This window comes from Streptomyces sp. NPDC089424, assembly GCF_044749345.1.
Lineage (GTDB): Bacteria > Actinomycetota > Actinomycetes > Streptomycetales > Streptomycetaceae > Streptomyces.
Map to the genome: position 1 here is coordinate 490,482 of NZ_JBIVHU010000003.1, position 16,012 is coordinate 506,493.

A 16,012-nucleotide genomic window follows, 5' to 3' on the forward strand; every position below is an offset into this window, starting at 1 on the left:
CCTCCTTATGGGGGTTGTCGGGGGCCTGACTGAGCCATCAGGCCCTCAGTGCCGCGAGAATAGAAAGGTCTGGACCATAGGTCAATAGGTCTGGACCACTGTCCCCGGCCGGCCCCGCACCAGACCGCTAGATCCCCAACTCCTGCGCCAAAACCGCCGCTTGGACGCGACTGCGCAGCTCCAGCTTGCCCAGCAACCGGCTGACGTGTGTCTTCACCGTCGCCTCGGCCATGGCGAGGCGGGCCGCGATCTCGGCGTTGGACATCCCCTCGCCGAGGCAGGACAGCACCTCCCGCTCGCGGCGCGTCAGGCCGTCCAGCACCGAGGGGTCCGCCGTGGGCTCCCGCACCGGCTTGGCGGCGAACTCGGCGATGAGCCGCCGGGTGACCGCCGGGGCGATCAGGCCCTCACCGCGGGCCACGGTGCGCACCGCCTCCAGCAGATCCCTCGCGTCCGTGTTCTTCAGCAGGAACCCGCAGGCGCCCGCGCGCAGCGCGCCGAACACGTACTCGTCGAGGTCGAAGGTGGTCAGGACGAGGACGTCGGCCAGCCCCTCCGCCACCACCTGCCGGGTCGCCGAGACACCGTCCAGACGCGGCATCTGCACGTCCATCAGCACCACGTCCGGGCGCAGCTCACGGGCCATCGCCACCGCCTGCTCGCCGTCGCGGGCCTCGCCGGCCACCTCGATGTCGGGCGCGCTGCCCAGGATGAGCACCAGTCCGGCGCGCACGGCGGACTGGTCCTCGGCGACGAGCACTCGGATCACGGGGTCACTCCTTCGACTGCTGTCCACGGCGGCCTCAAGCCGGCTCCTCGTCCTCGCCGGCCGGCAGGGTGGCCCGCACGGCCCAGACCTTGCCCTCGGCGGAGTCCTCGGGACCCGCCTCGAAGGTCCCGTCCAGCAGGGCGGCCCGCTCCCGCATTCCGACCAGTCCGGCGCCGGAGCCCGGTGCCCGCGGCCCGTCGCGGTCGCCGTAAGGGCTCGTCACGACGATGTCCAGCGAACCGTCCCGCCGCCGCAGCGCGACCGAGACCCGGCCGGGGCCCGCGTGCTTGAGGGCGTTGGTGAGGGACTCCTGGACGATCCGGTACGCCGCGAGTCCCACCGGCGCGGGCAGCCCCTCGCCGTGCCCGGCGTCGAGGCCGACGGCGAGGCCGTTGGCGCGGGCGGTGTCGACCAGGGCGTCCAGGCCGTCGAGCGTGGGAGCGACCGGGATGCCCCCCTGCCCCGAGGCGGACAGCCCGGGGGAGGCCCCCGGGCCGCCGCTGTCGTCGCGCAGGATGCCGATCAGGCGGCGCATCTCCGCGAGCCCCTCGACGCTGTTCTCGCGGATGACGTGCAGGGCCCGGCGGGTGGTGTCCGGGTCGTCGAGCGAGAGCGCGGCCGTGGAGTGGATGGCGATCGCGGAGAGGTGGTTGGCGACGAGGTCGTGCAACTCCCTCGCCATCCGGGCGCGTTCCGCCGTGACGGCCTGCGTGCGGTCCATCTCGGCCAGCAGCGCGGTCTGTTCGGCACGCAGCCGGGCGGCTTCGGCGGCCTCGCGGTGGTTGCGCACGATCAGTCCGGTGGAGGCGGGCGCGAACGCGACGACGCCGGTCGCGACACCGATCAGCAGTGCCTCGGGCACCCGCCACACGGCGAACGGCACGACCGTCCCGGCCACCGTCAGCAGCCCGGTGATCCGCGGGATCCGCCGGGCCGAGGCGGGGGTGCCGTACAGGACGGCGGCGTACATCACGTCGGTGTACATCAGGACGGTGACCAGGCTGCCCTGGGTGACGGTGTCCATGATCAGCGCGGCGGTGGCGGTCAGCAGGGCGGTGCGCGGGGCGGCCCGGCGCAGCACCTCGCAGCCCGCCATCACGACCAGCGGCACCAGCAGCGGCCAGGCACCGGGCAGCAGCACCATCGCCTCGCCGGCCGGGCGCAGGCCGAGTCCGATGCCCCACAGCAGCAGCCCGCCGAGCAGGCCGGCCAGTCCGACGTACAGGTCGAAGCGGTGCGGGCGGGGGAGTCGTGCGGCCATGGCACCATCCAACACGGCGGGCAGGCGCCGCGCCTGGTCCCGCGGGACGGTCCGCGGGTACATCGAAGGATGCAGTGGCGGTTCGTCGGCGGTGACGACGAAATCGGCCGATCCCGGCGGGAGCCTTGAGGGGTGACCGAGAGGAGTGAGCCGTGATCGTCACGCTGATCGTCGTCTGCGAGGTCGGCTTCTGGGTGCTGCTGGCCGCCGGACTGTTCTTCCGCTACGTGCTCGGGATGCGCCGTACGGGGCTGGGCCTGCTGCTGCTCGAACCATTGCTGGAGGTCGTCCTGCTGGTGGCCACCGCGATCGACCTCAGGAACGGTGCCGACCCGAGCTGGAAGCACGGCCTGGCCGCCCTGTACATCGGCTACACCGTCGGACACGGCCACCGCACGGTCAAGTGGCTCGACGGCCACGCCGCCCACCGCCTCGGCGGCGCCGAACCGCCCGCGAAACCCCCGCGCTACGGCATGGCCCGCGCCCGGCACGAGGGGCGGATCTGGCTCGGCACCGTCGTCGCCGCCTCCGTGGCCAGCGTGCTCCTGCTGATCGCGCGGTGGTATGTGGACGACCCGAGCCGTTCCGGCGCCCTGGAGAGCTGGATCTTCACGGCCTGGCGCACGGCGGGCATCCACGGCCTGATCGCCCTTTCGTACGCCCTCTGGCCGAAGAAAGCGCCCCGCGCGGAGGGGTCAGCGCTCCCCGCCCGGGACCCACAGAACGTCACCGACGTCCTTGTTGGCCGACCTGGCGAGAATGAAAAGCAGGTCCGATAGCCGGTTGAGGTAGGTCGCGGTGAGGGTGTTCATCGTCTCGCCGTGCGCCTCCAGCGCCGCCCAGGTGGAGCGCTCGGCCCGCCGTACGACGGTGCAGGCCTGGTGCAGCAGGGCGGCGCCCGGAGTGCCGCCCGGCAGGATGAAGGAGCGGAGCTTCTCCAGCTCTTCGAGGAACTGGTCGCAGTCCGCCTCCAGCCTGTCGATGTACGACTGCTCGACCCGCAGGGGCGGGAACTCGGGCTTGTCCACGACCGGCGTGCACAGGTCCGCACCCACGTCGAAGAGGTCGTTCTGGACGCGGGTGAGGACCTTGACGATCCGCGCGTCCAGGCCGCCCAGCGCGATCGCGGTGCCGATCACCGCGTTGGCCTCGTTGGCGTCGGCGTAGGCCGAGATCCGCAGATCGGTCTTGGCGACCCGGCTCATGTCACCGAGGGCGGTGGTGCCCTGGTCGCCGGTGCGGGTGTAGATGCGCGTCAGGTTGACCATGAGGCCAGCCTAGTGAGGCCCCTGCGAGGTGTCGCCCGCTGCCGGTGCTCCTCGACCGGCCGCACGCGCCGTTGGGGGAGCGGGTGCTCAACTACGCCGTACGGGGCGCCCTATGAGCCGTGCCGGTGTGATGTCCGTCATGTGAGACGTGACGCGCATTACTTACCGGTCACACGGACCCTCACGAACGCTAGGGTCCGCCGGAGAGGCATACGTAAACAGCGGGTAAGCATCACTAGGGGAGTCGTCAGTGGCACGGAAGCTCGCCGTCATCGGCGCCGGTCTCATGGGTTCCGGCATCGCCCAGGTCTCCGCCCAGGCGGGCTGGGACGTCGTCCTGAGGGACGTCACCGACGAGGCACTGAGGCGTGGCACCGACGGCATCAAGGCCTCGTACGACAGGTTCGTGAGCAAGGGCAAGCTGGAGGCGCGCGACGCCGAGGACGCCCTCGCCCGGATCAGCCCGACCACCGACATGGACGCCGCGGCCGACGCCGACATCGTCGTCGAGGCCGTCTTCGAGAAGCTGGACGTCAAGCACGAGATCTTCCGCGCCCTCGACAAGATCGTGCGCCCGGACGCCGTGCTCGCCTCCAACACCTCCGCCATCCCGATCACCAAGATCGCGGCCGCCACGGAGCACCCGGAGCGGGTCGTCGGCACGCACTTCTTCTCACCGGTCCCGATGATGCAGCTGTGCGAACTGGTCCGCGGCTACAAGACCAGCGACGAGACGCTCGCCACCGCCCGGGAGTTCGCCGAGTCGGTCGGCAAGACCTGCATCGTCGTCAACCGCGACGTGGCCGGCTTCGTCACCACCCGGCTCATCTCGGCCCTCGTCGTCGAGGCCGCCAAGCTGTACGAGTCGGGCGTCGCGTCCGCCGAGGACATCGACCTCGCGTGCAAGCTGGGCTTCGGTCACGCCATGGGCCCGCTGGCCACCGCCGACCTCACCGGTGTCGACATCCTGCTGCACGCCACGAGCAACATCTACACCGAGAGCCAGGACGAGAAGTTCGCTCCGCCGGAGCTGATGCGCCGGATGGTTGACGCCGGTGACATCGGACGCAAGAGCGGGCAGGGCTTCTACAAGCACTGAAACGGTGCACACCCCTGAGACATCACACCTCGGGGTGAATTCGGTATCGGTTCGCTTACAAGCAGCAACCGAGTCGCCACAGAAGCAGTCAGACGTTGCACAGCCACCGTCTTGGAGTACGTCACCGCACTCACGGGAGCGCATATGCACATCAGGGGCGACCACGCCGAGGTGGTCGTCGGGGGCCGCCTCGACGTCCGCACCGCGGCGGACGCCCGTACGGTCCTGCACTCGGCCGTCGACGACGGCGACGGCGACCTCGTCCTCGACCTGTCCGAACTGGACTCGTGGGACGCCACCGGACTCGGGGTCATCATGGGTGCCCACCGGCGGGCCGGCCGCTGTGGCCGGCGGCTGGTGCTGCGCGGCGTACCGCCGCAGATGCAGCGCCTGCTGGTGGCCACCAGGCTGCACCGGATCCTGGCGATCGAGGGCGGCATCGGGGTGGAGTCCCTGCCCCGCGTGTGACCTCCCGACCAGGAGCGTCACCGGGTCCGCAGGAGACCGGGCAGCTCACGGCGAAACGCCCGACGCGCGCAATCCTCACAAGACCGTGACGTCTCGGACCCGGTGGCACCCCGCCCTGTCGTAGATACTGACCGAAGGTTTAGGGTTCGGTCGCCCGCGTCTGATCCACCCTCGTGCGGGCCCGGACCAGAAGCGACAGCGCGGTGTGCGGCAAGGCCGGGAGGGGCTCGACGCACCCGATGCTTTTGGGGGGCTTGAACCTATGGACCCGAACAACCGGGGACCCGAGGAGTACGGCCAGGACGGTGACGGCCACGCGCCGCGCCAGCGCCCTCCCCGGGACTCCCTCACATCCGACTTCGGCCAGCACGCGCCCGCACTCGCCCGCACGGTGCAGCTGGTCTCCGGCGACTTCCTGCTCACCGTCAACCCCGTCGACGGCAGCGAGATAGAACTCCGCCCGCCCGGGAGCACCTCCCCGGTCGAGCGGGGCCGGGGGACCGGCGCGGAGCGCCCCGACAGACCGGCCAGACCCGAGAAGCTCACCGCCGCCGAGCGCGCCGAGGTGGCGCGCGCCGCGGCCCCGCCGGTCCCGCCCGGCCCGAGCCGGCCCACCCTGCCGCTCCTGCACCGCCAGGACGAACGCGAGCAGCTCGTACGGCTGCTCGCCCGCGGCCGCTCCGTGCGCCTCACCGGGCCCGGCGGCTCCGGCCGCACCACCCTCCTCGACATCGTCGCCGAGGACTGCGCCGACCTCGCCCCCGACGGGGTCGTCCGCCTCAGCGGCTTCCACCGCACCGCGGCCGATCTGCTGCACGACCTCTTCTACGCCGTCCACAGCGCCCCCCTGTACCGGCCGGAACCGGACGAACTTCTCGCCTGCGTCGGGGAGATCGGCGCGGTCGTGGTCCTCGACGACATCGAGTTCGGCGGCGCGGCCCTCGACGAACTCCTGGACGCCACCCCGGAGTGCGCCTACCTCGTCGCCGCCACCCCGGACGTGCCCGCGCCGTCCGCCGAGGCCGCAGTCGAGGAGGTCGTCCTCGGCGGCCTCGACCGCGCCGGCGGTCTGGAACTGCTGGAGCACGCCGTCGGCAGGCCGCTCGGCGAGGACGAGGCCAACTGGGCCGGCGACCTCTGGTTCGAGTCCGAGGGACTGCCGCTGCGGTTCGTCCAGGCCGGCGCCCTGCTGCGGCAGCGCGACCGGCTGCGCGCCGGTGCCGAGGCGCTCGACGAGTTCGGCGTCTTCCAGGACATCCCCGTCGACGAGCCCTTCGACGCCGTCCCCGGACCGCCCGTCGGCGAGGACATCCCGCTGCCCTCGCTCGCCGAGGGCGCCGCGCCCGCCGCGCTGCTCGCCTCCCGGCTCAGCGCCTCCGCCCGCGCCGCCCTGCGGATCTCCGTGGCGCTCGGCGGCGAGGTGCCCCACCAGGCCCATCTGCCCGCACTGGTCGGCGACACCCACGCGGACGCCGCGCTGGGCGAGTTGCTGGGCTGCGCGCTGGTCTCCCCGGTCGGCGCCCGCTACCGGCTCGCCGCCGGGGTCCAGACCCAGCTGGAGGCCGCCGGATACGCCGACGACCCCGAGGGCGCCGCCCTGACGGCCGCCCAGCACTACGCCTGGTGGGCCGGGCACCCCTCGGTCACCCCGGAGCGGGTGTGCGCCGAGGCGGACGCCGTCCTCACCGCCCTCGCGGCCCTCGTCGCGGTGACCGCGCCGGTGGCCGAGGACGAGGAGAGCACCACCGTGCGGCTGGCCCGCACCGCCGCGCCCGCCTTCGCCGCGGGCCTGCACTGGAGCGCCTGGGAACGGGCGCTGCGCTCCGGCGTCGAAGCCGCGCGGCTCGCCGGGGACGTGACCGAACAGGCCTACTTCCACCACGAACTGGGCATCCTGGCGCTCTGCGAGGGACGGCTCGACCGGGCGCGCGCCGAACTGGAGGCGTCCATCGGGCTGCGGGGCGCCCTCGCCGACAAGCGCGGAACCGTGGCCGGCCGCCGCGCCCTCGCCCTGGTGACCGACCGGGAGGGCACCGCCGGCGGTGCCCCGGAGCCGCTCGCGCTCGGCGCCCTTGCCGCGGAGGAGGTGCCCGAGGCCCACCACGAGGAGTCGCTGACGCCGTCCGTCAAAGTCCCCGCCGTCCTCGCGGAGTTCCCGCCGCTGCAACGGCCCGAGCCCTCCCCGGACCTCGTCACCCACCGCTCCACACCCGGAGCGGCCTCGGGGCGCGGCAGGGGCGGCGGTCTGCGCGGCCTGGCGCGGCGCAACCTCGTCGCGGCCGGCGCGGGCGCGCTGCTCGTGGCCGTGCTCGGCACGGTCGTGACGCTCGGCGCCACCGGCAGCAACGACGCGGAGAGCCCGTCCGAACAGGTCGGCGTCAACCCGTCCGTCAGCCAGGACCCCGGCGACGACAGCCTGGGCGCGGACGACGCGGGCCAGGACGACGCAGACACCGGCACGGCGACCAGCCGTCCGACGGATCCGGGTCCCGACGGCACGTTCGGCACGACGGACGATCCGACACCGCAGGACCCGGGCACGGGTTCGGGAGCGGGCGAACCGTCCGACGAGCCGAGCGGCACGGACAACCCCGGCGGGGGTCATGCCCCGGGGACGCCGTCGTCCTCGCCGACGAAGCGGCCGTCCACCTCGCCGTCGACGTCCCCCGGTACGCCGTCCGGTGAGCCGACGCCCTCCGACTCGCCGACGCCGAGCACCAGCCCGTCGCCCTCGTCCAGCCCGTCGCCGTCCGGGTCCACCAGCGCCAGCGGCTCCGCCTCGGCCACCGCGACGGAGTCCACCGCCACGGAGTCCGGCGTACCGGCCGGTGCCGAACCGCTGATCTGAGCCGCGCGGCCACGGCGAGGGCCGGGTCCGCTGACACGGCGAGGGCCGGGTCCGTGCTGCGGACCCGGCCCTCGCCGCCGTACCGAGCGCCTCAGAACAGCCGCAGCTTGTCGTCCTCGATGCCGCGCATGGCGTCGTAGTCCAGCACCTGGCAGCCGATGCCGCGGTCCGTCGCCAGGACGCGTGCCTGCGGCTTGATCTCCTGGGCCGCGAAGACGCCCCGGACGGGTGCCAGATGGGGATCGCGGTTCAGCAGCTCCAGATAGCGCGTGAGCTGCTCCACGCCGTCGATCTCGCCGCGCCGCTTGATCTCCACGGCGACCGTCCGTCCCTCGGCGTCCCGGCACAGGATGTCGACCGGGCCGATGGCCGTCATGTACTCGCGGCGGATCAGCGTCCAGCCCTCGCCGAGGGTCTCGATGCGGTCGGCGAGCAGTTCCTGGAGGTGTGCTTCCACGCCGTCCTTGATCAGGCCGGGGTCGACGCCCAGTTCGTGCGAGGAGTCGTGCAGGACCTCCTCCATCGTGATGATCAGCTTCTCGCCCGCCTTGTTCACGACGGTCCAGACGCCGGCCTCCTCACCGGTGCCCTCCTTCAGCGTGCAGGGCGGCGACATCCAGTTCAGGGGCTTGTAGGCCCGGTCGTCCGCGTGGATCGAGACGCTGCCGTCCGCCTTCACCAGGATCAGACGGGGAGCGGTCGGGAGGTGAGCGGTGAGCCGGCCGGCGTAGTCGACGGAGCACCGGGCAATGACGAGACGCATGGTCGGCAACGCTACTCGACCGGCCGCCGTGGACGCGATTCGCCCACCGGTCACCGCGGTCGGGGCGGGCCTCCCGGGCCACCCCTGTTGTCCTGGATGACCGTGTTCGGTGGTGGCCGATTGTGTGCCCACTGGGATCCGCCTGTGTGTGCATTCTTCTGGTGCGGTCACCGTCCGTTGCCTACCGTATTGAACGGGAGGTCGCGATGTGTGTACACAGCGTGTTCGCTTTCGCGTGCTCCCTCATCTGTCCGGCAACCCCTGCTGGTTGGGGGTGCGAGAGGAGAACCCATGTCGCTCGACGTCTCACCGGCCCTACTCGAACAGGCCGAGCGAGGCGAGGTCGACGAAGCTGAATTCGTCGACTGCGTCCGGACCTCCCTGCCCTACGCATGGGAGATGATCAGCTCCCTGGCGGTCCAGCTGAAGGTGGACGGCGGAGAGTTCGCCGACAACCAGACGCCCCCGCCGGACGAGCAGGCACGCGGTCAGCTGCTGCGTGCGCTCGCGAGTGACGCCATCCGCGGTGCGCTGCAGCGGCACTTCGGAGTGCGCCTGGCCTTCCAGAACTGCCACCGGGTGGCGGTGTTCCCGCTGGACCCCTCGGCGGACGAGAGGCTGGCCCGCTTCACCTCGATCCGTGGCCAGCTGCTGAATCAGTCCCCGGAGCTGCGGGACTGCTGAGGCGGTGAACCGCTTGCTTGCCGCTCCGTACGCGGGAGGTGCGATCTGTACCGGAGCGGCAAGCCTCCCGCGCCACGGGGGTGTTCACGTCAGCTGAGGCAGCACCTCGGCGCCCAGCCGCCGTACGTTCTCCTCCGTGGCCGCCAGGTCCCCCGAGCCCTCGACGAGCAGGGCGAAGCGGGAGACGCCGGTGCGCTCGCTGGTCGCCGCCAGCCGGTCGGCGCACAGCCGGGGGGTGCCCACCGGGTGCAGGCCGCAGAGGAGTTCGGTGTACGCCAGCGGATCGCGCATCCGGCGCTCCCTGCCGTCGACCGTGACGTGGGCGTCGAGACCCTGTTTGAGCCATCCCGGCATCGCCTTCATCAGTGTCTCCGCCGCGTCGGTGCGCCGGTCGGCGATCTGGCAGACGCCGGCCGACACATGGGCGGCGGCGCGGATCTCGTCCGCCGGGCGGCCCACCGTGCGCGCGTGCTGCCGCCACAGGGCGACCATCTCGGCCTTTTCCTCGTCGCCGACATGCATGCCGAGCAGCATCGGCAGCCCGCGCTCCGCGGCCATCCGCACACTCGCCGGGGAGGTGCACGCCACGAGCACCTCCGGGCCGCCGCCGGTCTCCGTCAGGCACTCCGACGGCCGTGGCACGACCGGGACTTCACGGAAGTCGAAGCGGCCGCCGGACCCGGCCACCGCCGGATCGCGCAGCCAGCGCAGGAGCAGATCGAGTGATTGCGGATACTCCTTCTCGTACGCCTCCAGTCCGGCGCCGAAGACCTCCAGGTCCACCCAGGGGCCACCGCGCCCGACGCCCAGCGTGAGACGGCCGCCGCTCGTCACGTGCAGCAGCGCGGCCTGTTCGCCGAGGGCCACCGGGTGGGTGGTGGGCAGCACGCTGACCGCCGTACCGACGCGGATACGGTGGGTGCGGCCCAGCACCAGGGCGGCCAGCGTGATCGCCGACGGGCAGGTGCCGTACGGCACGAAGTGGTGCTCGGCCAGCCACACCGAGTCGAGTCCCGCTTCCTCGGTGATCTCCGCCGAGCGGACCGCGCGGTGCAGCGCCTCCCCCTGGCCCTGACCCGGGAACTGGGCCGCCAACACGAATGTTCCTACGCGCATCGCTCTTCCTGCTTCCTTGGCTCCGACACGGAGCTCCCCCACCCGGCATAACCGTCTGACACGTGCCGAGGACACGGCTTGGCGAAGAGATTTCCGGATTGTCGGCAGAATGCTCGGTCGCGGAGGGGGACTTGTCAGGTTCGTCGCTTTCCGCGTACCCGTCTCCGGGCCGCGTAGGCTGGAGATGACCCGGTTCCTGTATAGCTCCGTGAGGTGTCCCGTGTCCCCGCGTCGCAACCGTCCGAACGGTCCCAAGGCCGCCGGCTCGTCCGGCCGGAGCGCCGAGGACGACGGTCCGGGCCGCTACGGAGGCTGGCAGACCTCGCAGGACTGGCAGGGCGAGGACTGGAGCGTGCGCCATGTGGCCGGGGCCAGTTCGGAGGGCAAGACGTACCGCTGTCCGGGCTGCGACCAGCTGATTCCCTCCGCCGTGCCGCACGTGGTGGCGTGGCCGGAGCACGCGGGGGTCGACGACCGCCGGCACTGGCACAAGGCGTGCTGGAACGCGCGGGACCGCCGCACCACGCGGGTGCGGCGGTCCCGTAACGCGCCGAAGTTCTAGTGGACTCGGTCCTGTGTTCCAGGAGTCGCCCGCTGCCGTGTGACGTACGGCACGCGCCTCACACGTCCCGCTTCTCCAGCAGGGCGTAGGCGCCGACGTACGCGGCGGCGGTGACGCCGAGCATGATCCACAGCGGATCCCAGCCGGACGGGCCGGACTCGGACAGCGAGTTGGCGTAGAAGATGCTCATCTGGTTCGGGATCGAGTACTCGAACAGGGCATCGCGCACGTCCTCCAGCGAGGAGGCGAACATGAACATCGCGATGACCAGCGGGGCGAGCACCGCCGCGATCATGATGGTGATGGCGCCCGCCGAGTGCCGGACGATCGAGCCGACCACGAGCGAGAGCAGCCCGAGCAGCGCGATGTAGAGCGAGACGCCGACCGTCCCCTTCAGCCACTCCCCGCCGGAGGGCTCCCGGGCGCTGCTCACCATGCCGACCTGGACGAAGGCGACGAAGCCGGAGGCGACCAGCGTCACCACGAAGGCGAGCGAGAAGAAGACGATCGCCTTCGCCGCGAGCACCCGGCCGCGCGGCGGGCAGGCGGTCATCGTCGTCCGGATCATCCCGGTGCCGTACTCGGAGGCCGTGGTCAGCACGCCCAGCGTGATCACGCACATGCTGCCGAGCAGCAGCCCGAAGAAGCCGAGGGAGAGCGCGGACTGGTCGCCGAGGTCCGACTCCGAGGAGGTGTTCGCCGCGACCAGTGCCCCGGCGAGCAGCCCGATGCCCACCACGAGCAGGACGAACACGCCCAGCGTCCACATCGTGGAACGCACCGACTTGATCTTCGTCCACTCCGAGGCGAGCGCGTGCCCGAGATGCGTGCGGACCACGGGGATCGGCGACGTGTAGCCGGCGTACGGCGCGCCGGGCGCGGCCGGCGGCATGGTGGGCTGGGGCGTGCTCATCGGGCGTCCTCGGGCTTGGTCTCGGCGGAGGGGGCGGCGGGGGAGGAGGCGGGCGGCTGCGGGACCGGCGGTGCGGCGGCCGGGGCGGCCGGGGGCTGCGCCTGGGGCGCGAGCGGGGCGGCGGGCGGCTGCGGGACCGGCTGGGCGGCCGCCTGCGGCGCCTGCTGGGCGTACGGGTTCGGCGGGCTCGCCACGGGCGCGCCCGGCCCGGAGGGAGCGCCGTAGGGCCCCTGGGGCGCCGCGCCGGGGCCCTGGGGCATCGCGAACGGCTGCCCGCCCTGCTGGGGCGGCGGCGGGGCGTACCAGCCCGGCTGGCCCTGCCCCGGGACCGGCATGGGCACGGCCGGCTGCGCGCCCGGCGGCATCTGCTGCTGGAGGCCGGCCCGCTGGTCCACGGTCGAGCGGTAGTCGACGGCGGCCTGAGTCATCCGCATGTACGCCTCCTCCAGGGAGGCCTGGTGCGGCGACAGCTCCCACAGCCGTACGTCCGTCTCGTGCGCGAGGTCGCTGATGCGCGGCAGCGGCAGACCGGTCACCCGCAGCGCGCCGTCCTGCTCGGGCAGCACATGGGCGCCCGCCTCGGCCAGCGCCGAGGCCAGCTTCTCGCGCAGCTGCGGCTCGGTGTCGGGCGTGCGCACCCGCGCGAAGCCCGCGGAGTTGGCCGCGATGAAGTCCCGCACGCTCATGTCGGCGAGCAGTTGGCCGCGCCCGATGACGATCAGGTGGTCTGCGGTCAGCGCCATCTCGCTCATCAGGTGCGAGGAGACGAAGACGGTACGGCCCTCCGCCGCGAGCGCCTTCATCAGGTTCCGCACCCAGAGGATGCCCTCGGGGTCGAGGCCGTTGACCGGCTCGTCGAAGAGCAGCACCTGCGGGTCGCCGAGCAGCGCGGCGGCGATGCCGAGCCGCTGGCCCATGCCGAGGGAGAAGCCCTTGGAGCGCCGCCTGGCGACGTCCTGCAGGCCCACCACGCCGAGCACCTCGTCGACGCGCCGGGCCGGGATGCCGGACAGCTGGGCCAGGGACAGCAGGTGGTTGCGGGCCGAACGGCCGCCGTGCACCGCCTTGGCGTCCAGCAGGGCACCGACGTGGCGGGGCGCGTTCGGCAGCTTGCGGTAGGGGAAGCCGCCGATGGTCACCCGCCCCGCGGTCGGATTGTCCAGCCCGAGGATCATCCGCATCGTCGTGGACTTGCCCGAGCCGTTCGGCCCGAGGAAGCCGGTGACGGCACCGGGCCGCACCTGGAAGGAGAGGTTGTACACCGCGGTCTTGTCGCCGTAGCGCTTGGTCAGGCCGTCTGCCTCGATCATGCTCCGCACCCATCGAATGGTTCAGGACAGCGGGGCACACGCCCCCGTAAGGCTTAGGAGGATAGCGAGGAGCTGACGGTTCCCTCCAAGAGGAGGTAAAAGGTGGGGCGAACCTCTGGGGTTGCTACGCGTCCCGCCGCTTCAGCAGCACGTAACCGCCGACCAGGGCCGCCACCACCCACAGCGCCATGATGCCCAGCCCGCCCCAGGGGCCGTAGGGGCTGTCGTCCCGCACCGGGGCCACCACCTGCATGATCTTGCTGCCGGCCTGGTCGGGCAGGTACCGGCCGAGCTTCTTCGTCGCCGAGACGTTGCCGAGGATGTTGGAGATCAGGAAGAAGAACGGCATCAGGATGCCGAGCGACAGCATCGGGGAGCGCAGCATCGCCGCGACACCCATCGAGAACATCGCGATGAGCGTCATGTACAGCCCGCCGCCGATCACCGCGCGGAGCACACCGGGGTCCCCGAGGCCCGCCCCCAGGTCGCCCAGCATGGCCTGCCCGAGGAAGAACGCGGCGAAGCTGGTCGCCATGCCGACCACCAGGGCCAGCAGCGTGGCCACGGCGATCTTGCTGAACAGGAAGGTGGCGCGCTGCGGTACGGCGGCCAGCGAGGTGCGGATCATGCCGGAGCTGTACTCGTTCGAGACGACGAGCACCCCGAACACGATCAGCGCCAGCTGACCGAGGCTCATGCCCGCGAAGCTGATGAAGGTCGGGTCGAAGGAGAGCCGGCCCGCCTCGTCCATGTTCTCGAACTCGCTCTTCGACAGCGCCGAGATCAGCATGCCGAGGGCGATGGTGACGACCACGGCGAGCGACAGTGTCCACACCGTGGACGCGACGGAGCGGATCTTCGTCCACTCGGACCGGATGACCTGGGTCGCCGCCATGTCAGTCCTTCCTCCAGCCGTCGCCCCACCGCTCCTGCCGGCCGGCCGGAGCGTCCGAGTGCGCGTGGTACTCCACCGACTGGGCCGTCAGCCGCATGAACGCCTCCTCCAGCGAGGCCTGCTGGGTGCTCAGCTCGTGCAGCACGATCTGGTGCTGTGCCGCCAGCTCCCCGATCCGCTCCGACGCGCCCCCGTCCACCTCGAAGGCCCCGCTGCCGGTCTCCACCACCGTGAGCCCGGCCCCGTGCAGCACATCGCGCAGCCGCTCCAGCTGCGGGGTGCGGATCCGGACATAGCTGCGCGAGTTCTGCGCGATGAAGTCCGCCATGGACGTGTCCGCCAGCAACCGGCCCTGGCCGATGACGACGAGGTGGTCGGCGGTGAGCGCCATCTCGCTCATGAGATGGGACGAGACGAAGACCGTGCGGCCCTGGGCGGCCAGCGTCTTCATCAGCGTGCGGATCCAGTGGATGCCCTCGGGGTCGAGCCCGTTGACCGGCTCGTCGAACATCAGGATCCGAGGATCGCCGAGCAGCGCGCCCGCGATGCCGAGCCGCTGGCCCATGCCGAGGGAGAAGCCCTTGGCCTTCTTCTTCGCGACCGCGGTCAGGCCGACGGTGTCGAGGACCTCGTGCACCCGCCGCGACGGAATGCCGTTGGCCTGGGCGAGACACAGCAGGTGGTTCCAGGCGGACCGGCCGCCGTGCACGGCCTTGGCGTCGAGCAGGGCGCCGATGTACTTCATCGGATCCCTGAGCTGGTCGTAGTGCTTGCCGTCGATGCGGACGTCGCCCGCGGTGGGGTGGTCCAGGCCCAGGATCATGCGCATGGTGGTCGACTTGCCGGCGCCGTTGGGACCGAGGAAGCCCGTGACGATGCCCGGTCTGACGGCGAACGTCAGCTGGTTCACCGCCACTTTCTCGCCGTACCGCTTGGTCAGGCCCGCCAGCTCGATCATGCGGCCACGCTAAAACGGCACAAAGCCCTCTGCCACCTCAGTGGCAGAGGGCTCCGCAGGTGTTCAGCAGCTGTACGCCGGGTCGTTACCGGGACTGCTGCGCGGGCACCCCGCGGGAGATCGGCTCGTCCTCGGCCGGCGTACCGGCCGCGGCCACCGCGGCGCCGGTGAGCGTGGCGAGCATCTCGCGCACGTTCGTCAGCTGGGCGTTGATCGAGTCGCGGCGGTTGGTCAGGGCGGCCAGCTCGCGCTCGGATTCCGAACGGATGCGGTCGGCCTTGGCGTTGGCGTCGGCCACGATGTCCTCGGCCTGGCGCTGAGCGGTCTCCACCGTCTGGCGGGCGCGGCGCTCGGCGTCGGTGCGCAGCTTCTCCGCCTCCAGACGCAGCTGCTCGGCGCGGTGCTCGATCTCGGCCAGGCGCTTCTCGGCCTTGGCCTGACGGGACGCCAGGTCGCGCTCGGACTGCTCGCGGCGCTTGGCGAGGTTCGTCTCGAAGTCGGCGGCGGCCTGCGCGGCCTTGGCGCGGGTCTCCTCGAAGAGGGCGTCCGCCTCCTCACGCTTAGACTGCGCGTCCTTCTGCGCCTCGGAGCGCAGCTGGGAGGCGTCGCTCTTGGCCTTCTCGACGATCCGGACGCCCTCGTCCTCGGCCTTGGCCTTGCGCTCGGACGCGAACGACTCGGCGTCGTTGCGCACCTGCTGGGCGGCCGACTCGGCGAGTTCGCGGTGCTGCTCGGCCGCGCGGCGGGCCTCCTCGCGCAGGTCCTTGGCCTCCTCCTCGGCGAGGCGGAGGATCTTCTCGACACGGGCACCGAGACCGGCGTAGGACGGCTCGGCGTCGGTGACCTGGGCCTGGGCGTTCTGCGTCTCGAGGTGGAGCTCCTCGATGCGCTTCTCGAGAGCGGTGATGCGGGCCAGAGCGCTGTCACGGTCGGAGACGAGCTTCGAGATGCGTTCGTCCACCTGAGCGCGGTCGTATCCACGCCGCACAAGCTCGAAGCCGTAGGGGGAAGTGTCGCTCATGGGGTTCCTGTCGAATGAGACCGGTGAGGTGATAGGTGGAATCCTAGGGGCCGAAGCGGTGTGTCATCGAGCGGATG

The 16,012-nt window shown here is 71.8% G+C and carries 16 protein-coding genes; 6 read left to right on the plus strand and 10 right to left on the minus strand.

Features of this window, described 5'->3' with window-relative positions:
- Positions 1-127 precede the first annotated feature (127 nt).
- Entirely contained in the window at positions 128-769 is a 642-nt protein-coding gene (locus tag ACIP2X_RS17225; RefSeq protein ID WP_401673393.1) for a response regulator, read from the minus strand.
- Between the two features lie 34 nt (positions 770-803).
- Positions 804-2,030 carry a sensor histidine kinase gene (locus ACIP2X_RS17230; protein WP_401673395.1) on the minus strand — a complete coding sequence of 409 codons (1,227 nt, stop codon included), beginning with the start codon at positions 2,028-2,030 and terminating at the stop codon, positions 804-806.
- A 152-nt stretch (positions 2,031-2,182) separates the two neighbouring features.
- On the opposite strand from ACIP2X_RS17230, the gene ACIP2X_RS17235 reads away from it, so the two are divergent.
- On the plus strand, positions 2,183-2,809 hold the full coding sequence (locus ACIP2X_RS17235) for a hypothetical protein (RefSeq protein ID WP_401673398.1): 627 nt from the start codon (positions 2,183-2,185) through the stop codon (positions 2,807-2,809).
- Here the strand turns inward: ACIP2X_RS17235 and ACIP2X_RS17240 are convergent.
- On the minus strand, positions 2,726-3,298 hold the full coding sequence (locus ACIP2X_RS17240; protein WP_401673400.1) for a cob(I)yrinic acid a,c-diamide adenosyltransferase: 573 nt from the start codon (positions 3,296-3,298) through the stop codon (positions 2,726-2,728). The two genes, ACIP2X_RS17235 and ACIP2X_RS17240, sit on opposite strands and share 84 nt — an antisense overlap.
- A gap of 250 nt (positions 3,299-3,548) precedes the next feature.
- Between ACIP2X_RS17240 and ACIP2X_RS17245 the strand changes: the two genes are divergently transcribed.
- The 3 genes from ACIP2X_RS17245 (at position 3,549) to ACIP2X_RS17255 (ending at position 7,713) form a co-directional block, all read left to right on the plus strand.
- Positions 3,549-4,397 (plus strand): 3-hydroxyacyl-CoA dehydrogenase family protein, encoded by an 849-nt coding sequence (locus tag ACIP2X_RS17245; RefSeq protein WP_401673403.1) that lies wholly within the window; start codon positions 3,549-3,551, stop codon positions 4,395-4,397.
- 144 nt (positions 4,398-4,541) lie between these two features.
- Positions 4,542-4,865: an STAS domain-containing protein gene (locus tag ACIP2X_RS17250; protein ID WP_365452203.1), complete on the plus strand. Its 324-nt coding sequence runs from the start codon at positions 4,542-4,544 to the stop codon at positions 4,863-4,865.
- Between the two features lie 262 nt (positions 4,866-5,127).
- The gene (locus ACIP2X_RS17255; RefSeq protein WP_401673407.1) at positions 5,128-7,713 is read left to right on the plus strand and encodes an ATP-binding protein; all 2,586 of its coding nucleotides are present in this window, start codon (positions 5,128-5,130) and stop codon (positions 7,711-7,713) included.
- 91 nt (positions 7,714-7,804) lie between these two features.
- On the opposite strand, the gene nucS is transcribed toward ACIP2X_RS17255, so the two are convergent.
- Complete coding sequence (gene nucS / locus ACIP2X_RS17260) at positions 7,805-8,476, minus strand: endonuclease NucS (protein WP_401673409.1); 672 nt, start codon at positions 8,474-8,476, stop codon at positions 7,805-7,807.
- Positions 8,477-8,767: 291 nt separating this feature from the next.
- Here nucS and ACIP2X_RS17265 point away from each other — a divergent pair, with 291 nt between their 5' ends.
- Positions 8,768-9,160, plus strand: a complete 393-nt coding sequence (locus ACIP2X_RS17265; protein ID WP_365452197.1) for an SCO5389 family protein — start codon at positions 8,768-8,770, stop codon at positions 9,158-9,160.
- Positions 9,161-9,244: 84 nt separating this feature from the next.
- Here the strand turns inward: ACIP2X_RS17265 and ACIP2X_RS17270 are convergent, their stop codons facing one another.
- Positions 9,245-10,276, minus strand: coding sequence for an LLM class flavin-dependent oxidoreductase (locus ACIP2X_RS17270; RefSeq protein ID WP_401673413.1), 1,032 nt, complete (start codon positions 10,274-10,276; stop codon positions 9,245-9,247).
- Between the two features lie 220 nt (positions 10,277-10,496).
- Here ACIP2X_RS17270 and ACIP2X_RS17275 point away from each other — a divergent pair, with 220 nt between their 5' ends.
- Entirely contained in the window at positions 10,497-10,838 is a 342-nt protein-coding gene (locus ACIP2X_RS17275; RefSeq protein ID WP_401673415.1) for an ATP/GTP-binding protein, read from the plus strand.
- Between the two features lie 58 nt (positions 10,839-10,896).
- Here ACIP2X_RS17275 and ACIP2X_RS17280 read toward each other — a convergent pair whose 3' ends face one another.
- From ACIP2X_RS17280 to ACIP2X_RS17300, 5 genes are all read right to left on the minus strand, one after another.
- On the minus strand, positions 10,897-11,751 hold the full coding sequence (locus ACIP2X_RS17280; protein WP_401673418.1) for an ABC transporter permease: 855 nt from the start codon (positions 11,749-11,751) through the stop codon (positions 10,897-10,899).
- Complete coding sequence (locus ACIP2X_RS17285; RefSeq protein ID WP_401673420.1) at positions 11,748-13,061, minus strand: ABC transporter ATP-binding protein; 1,314 nt, start codon at positions 13,059-13,061, stop codon at positions 11,748-11,750. Before ACIP2X_RS17285 ends, ACIP2X_RS17280 begins: the two co-directional genes overlap by 4 nt.
- 124 nt (positions 13,062-13,185) lie before the next feature.
- On the minus strand, positions 13,186-13,956 hold the full coding sequence (locus ACIP2X_RS17290; protein WP_401673422.1) for an ABC transporter permease: 771 nt from the start codon (positions 13,954-13,956) through the stop codon (positions 13,186-13,188).
- 1 nt (position 13,957) lies between these two features.
- Positions 13,958-14,914: an ABC transporter ATP-binding protein gene (locus tag ACIP2X_RS17295; protein ID WP_401673424.1), complete on the minus strand. Its 957-nt coding sequence runs from the start codon at positions 14,912-14,914 to the stop codon at positions 13,958-13,960.
- An 85-nt stretch (positions 14,915-14,999) separates the two neighbouring features.
- On the minus strand, positions 15,000-15,935 hold the full coding sequence (locus tag ACIP2X_RS17300) for a cellulose-binding protein (protein WP_401673426.1): 936 nt from the start codon (positions 15,933-15,935) through the stop codon (positions 15,000-15,002).
- Between the last annotated feature and the right edge of the window lie 77 nt (positions 15,936-16,012).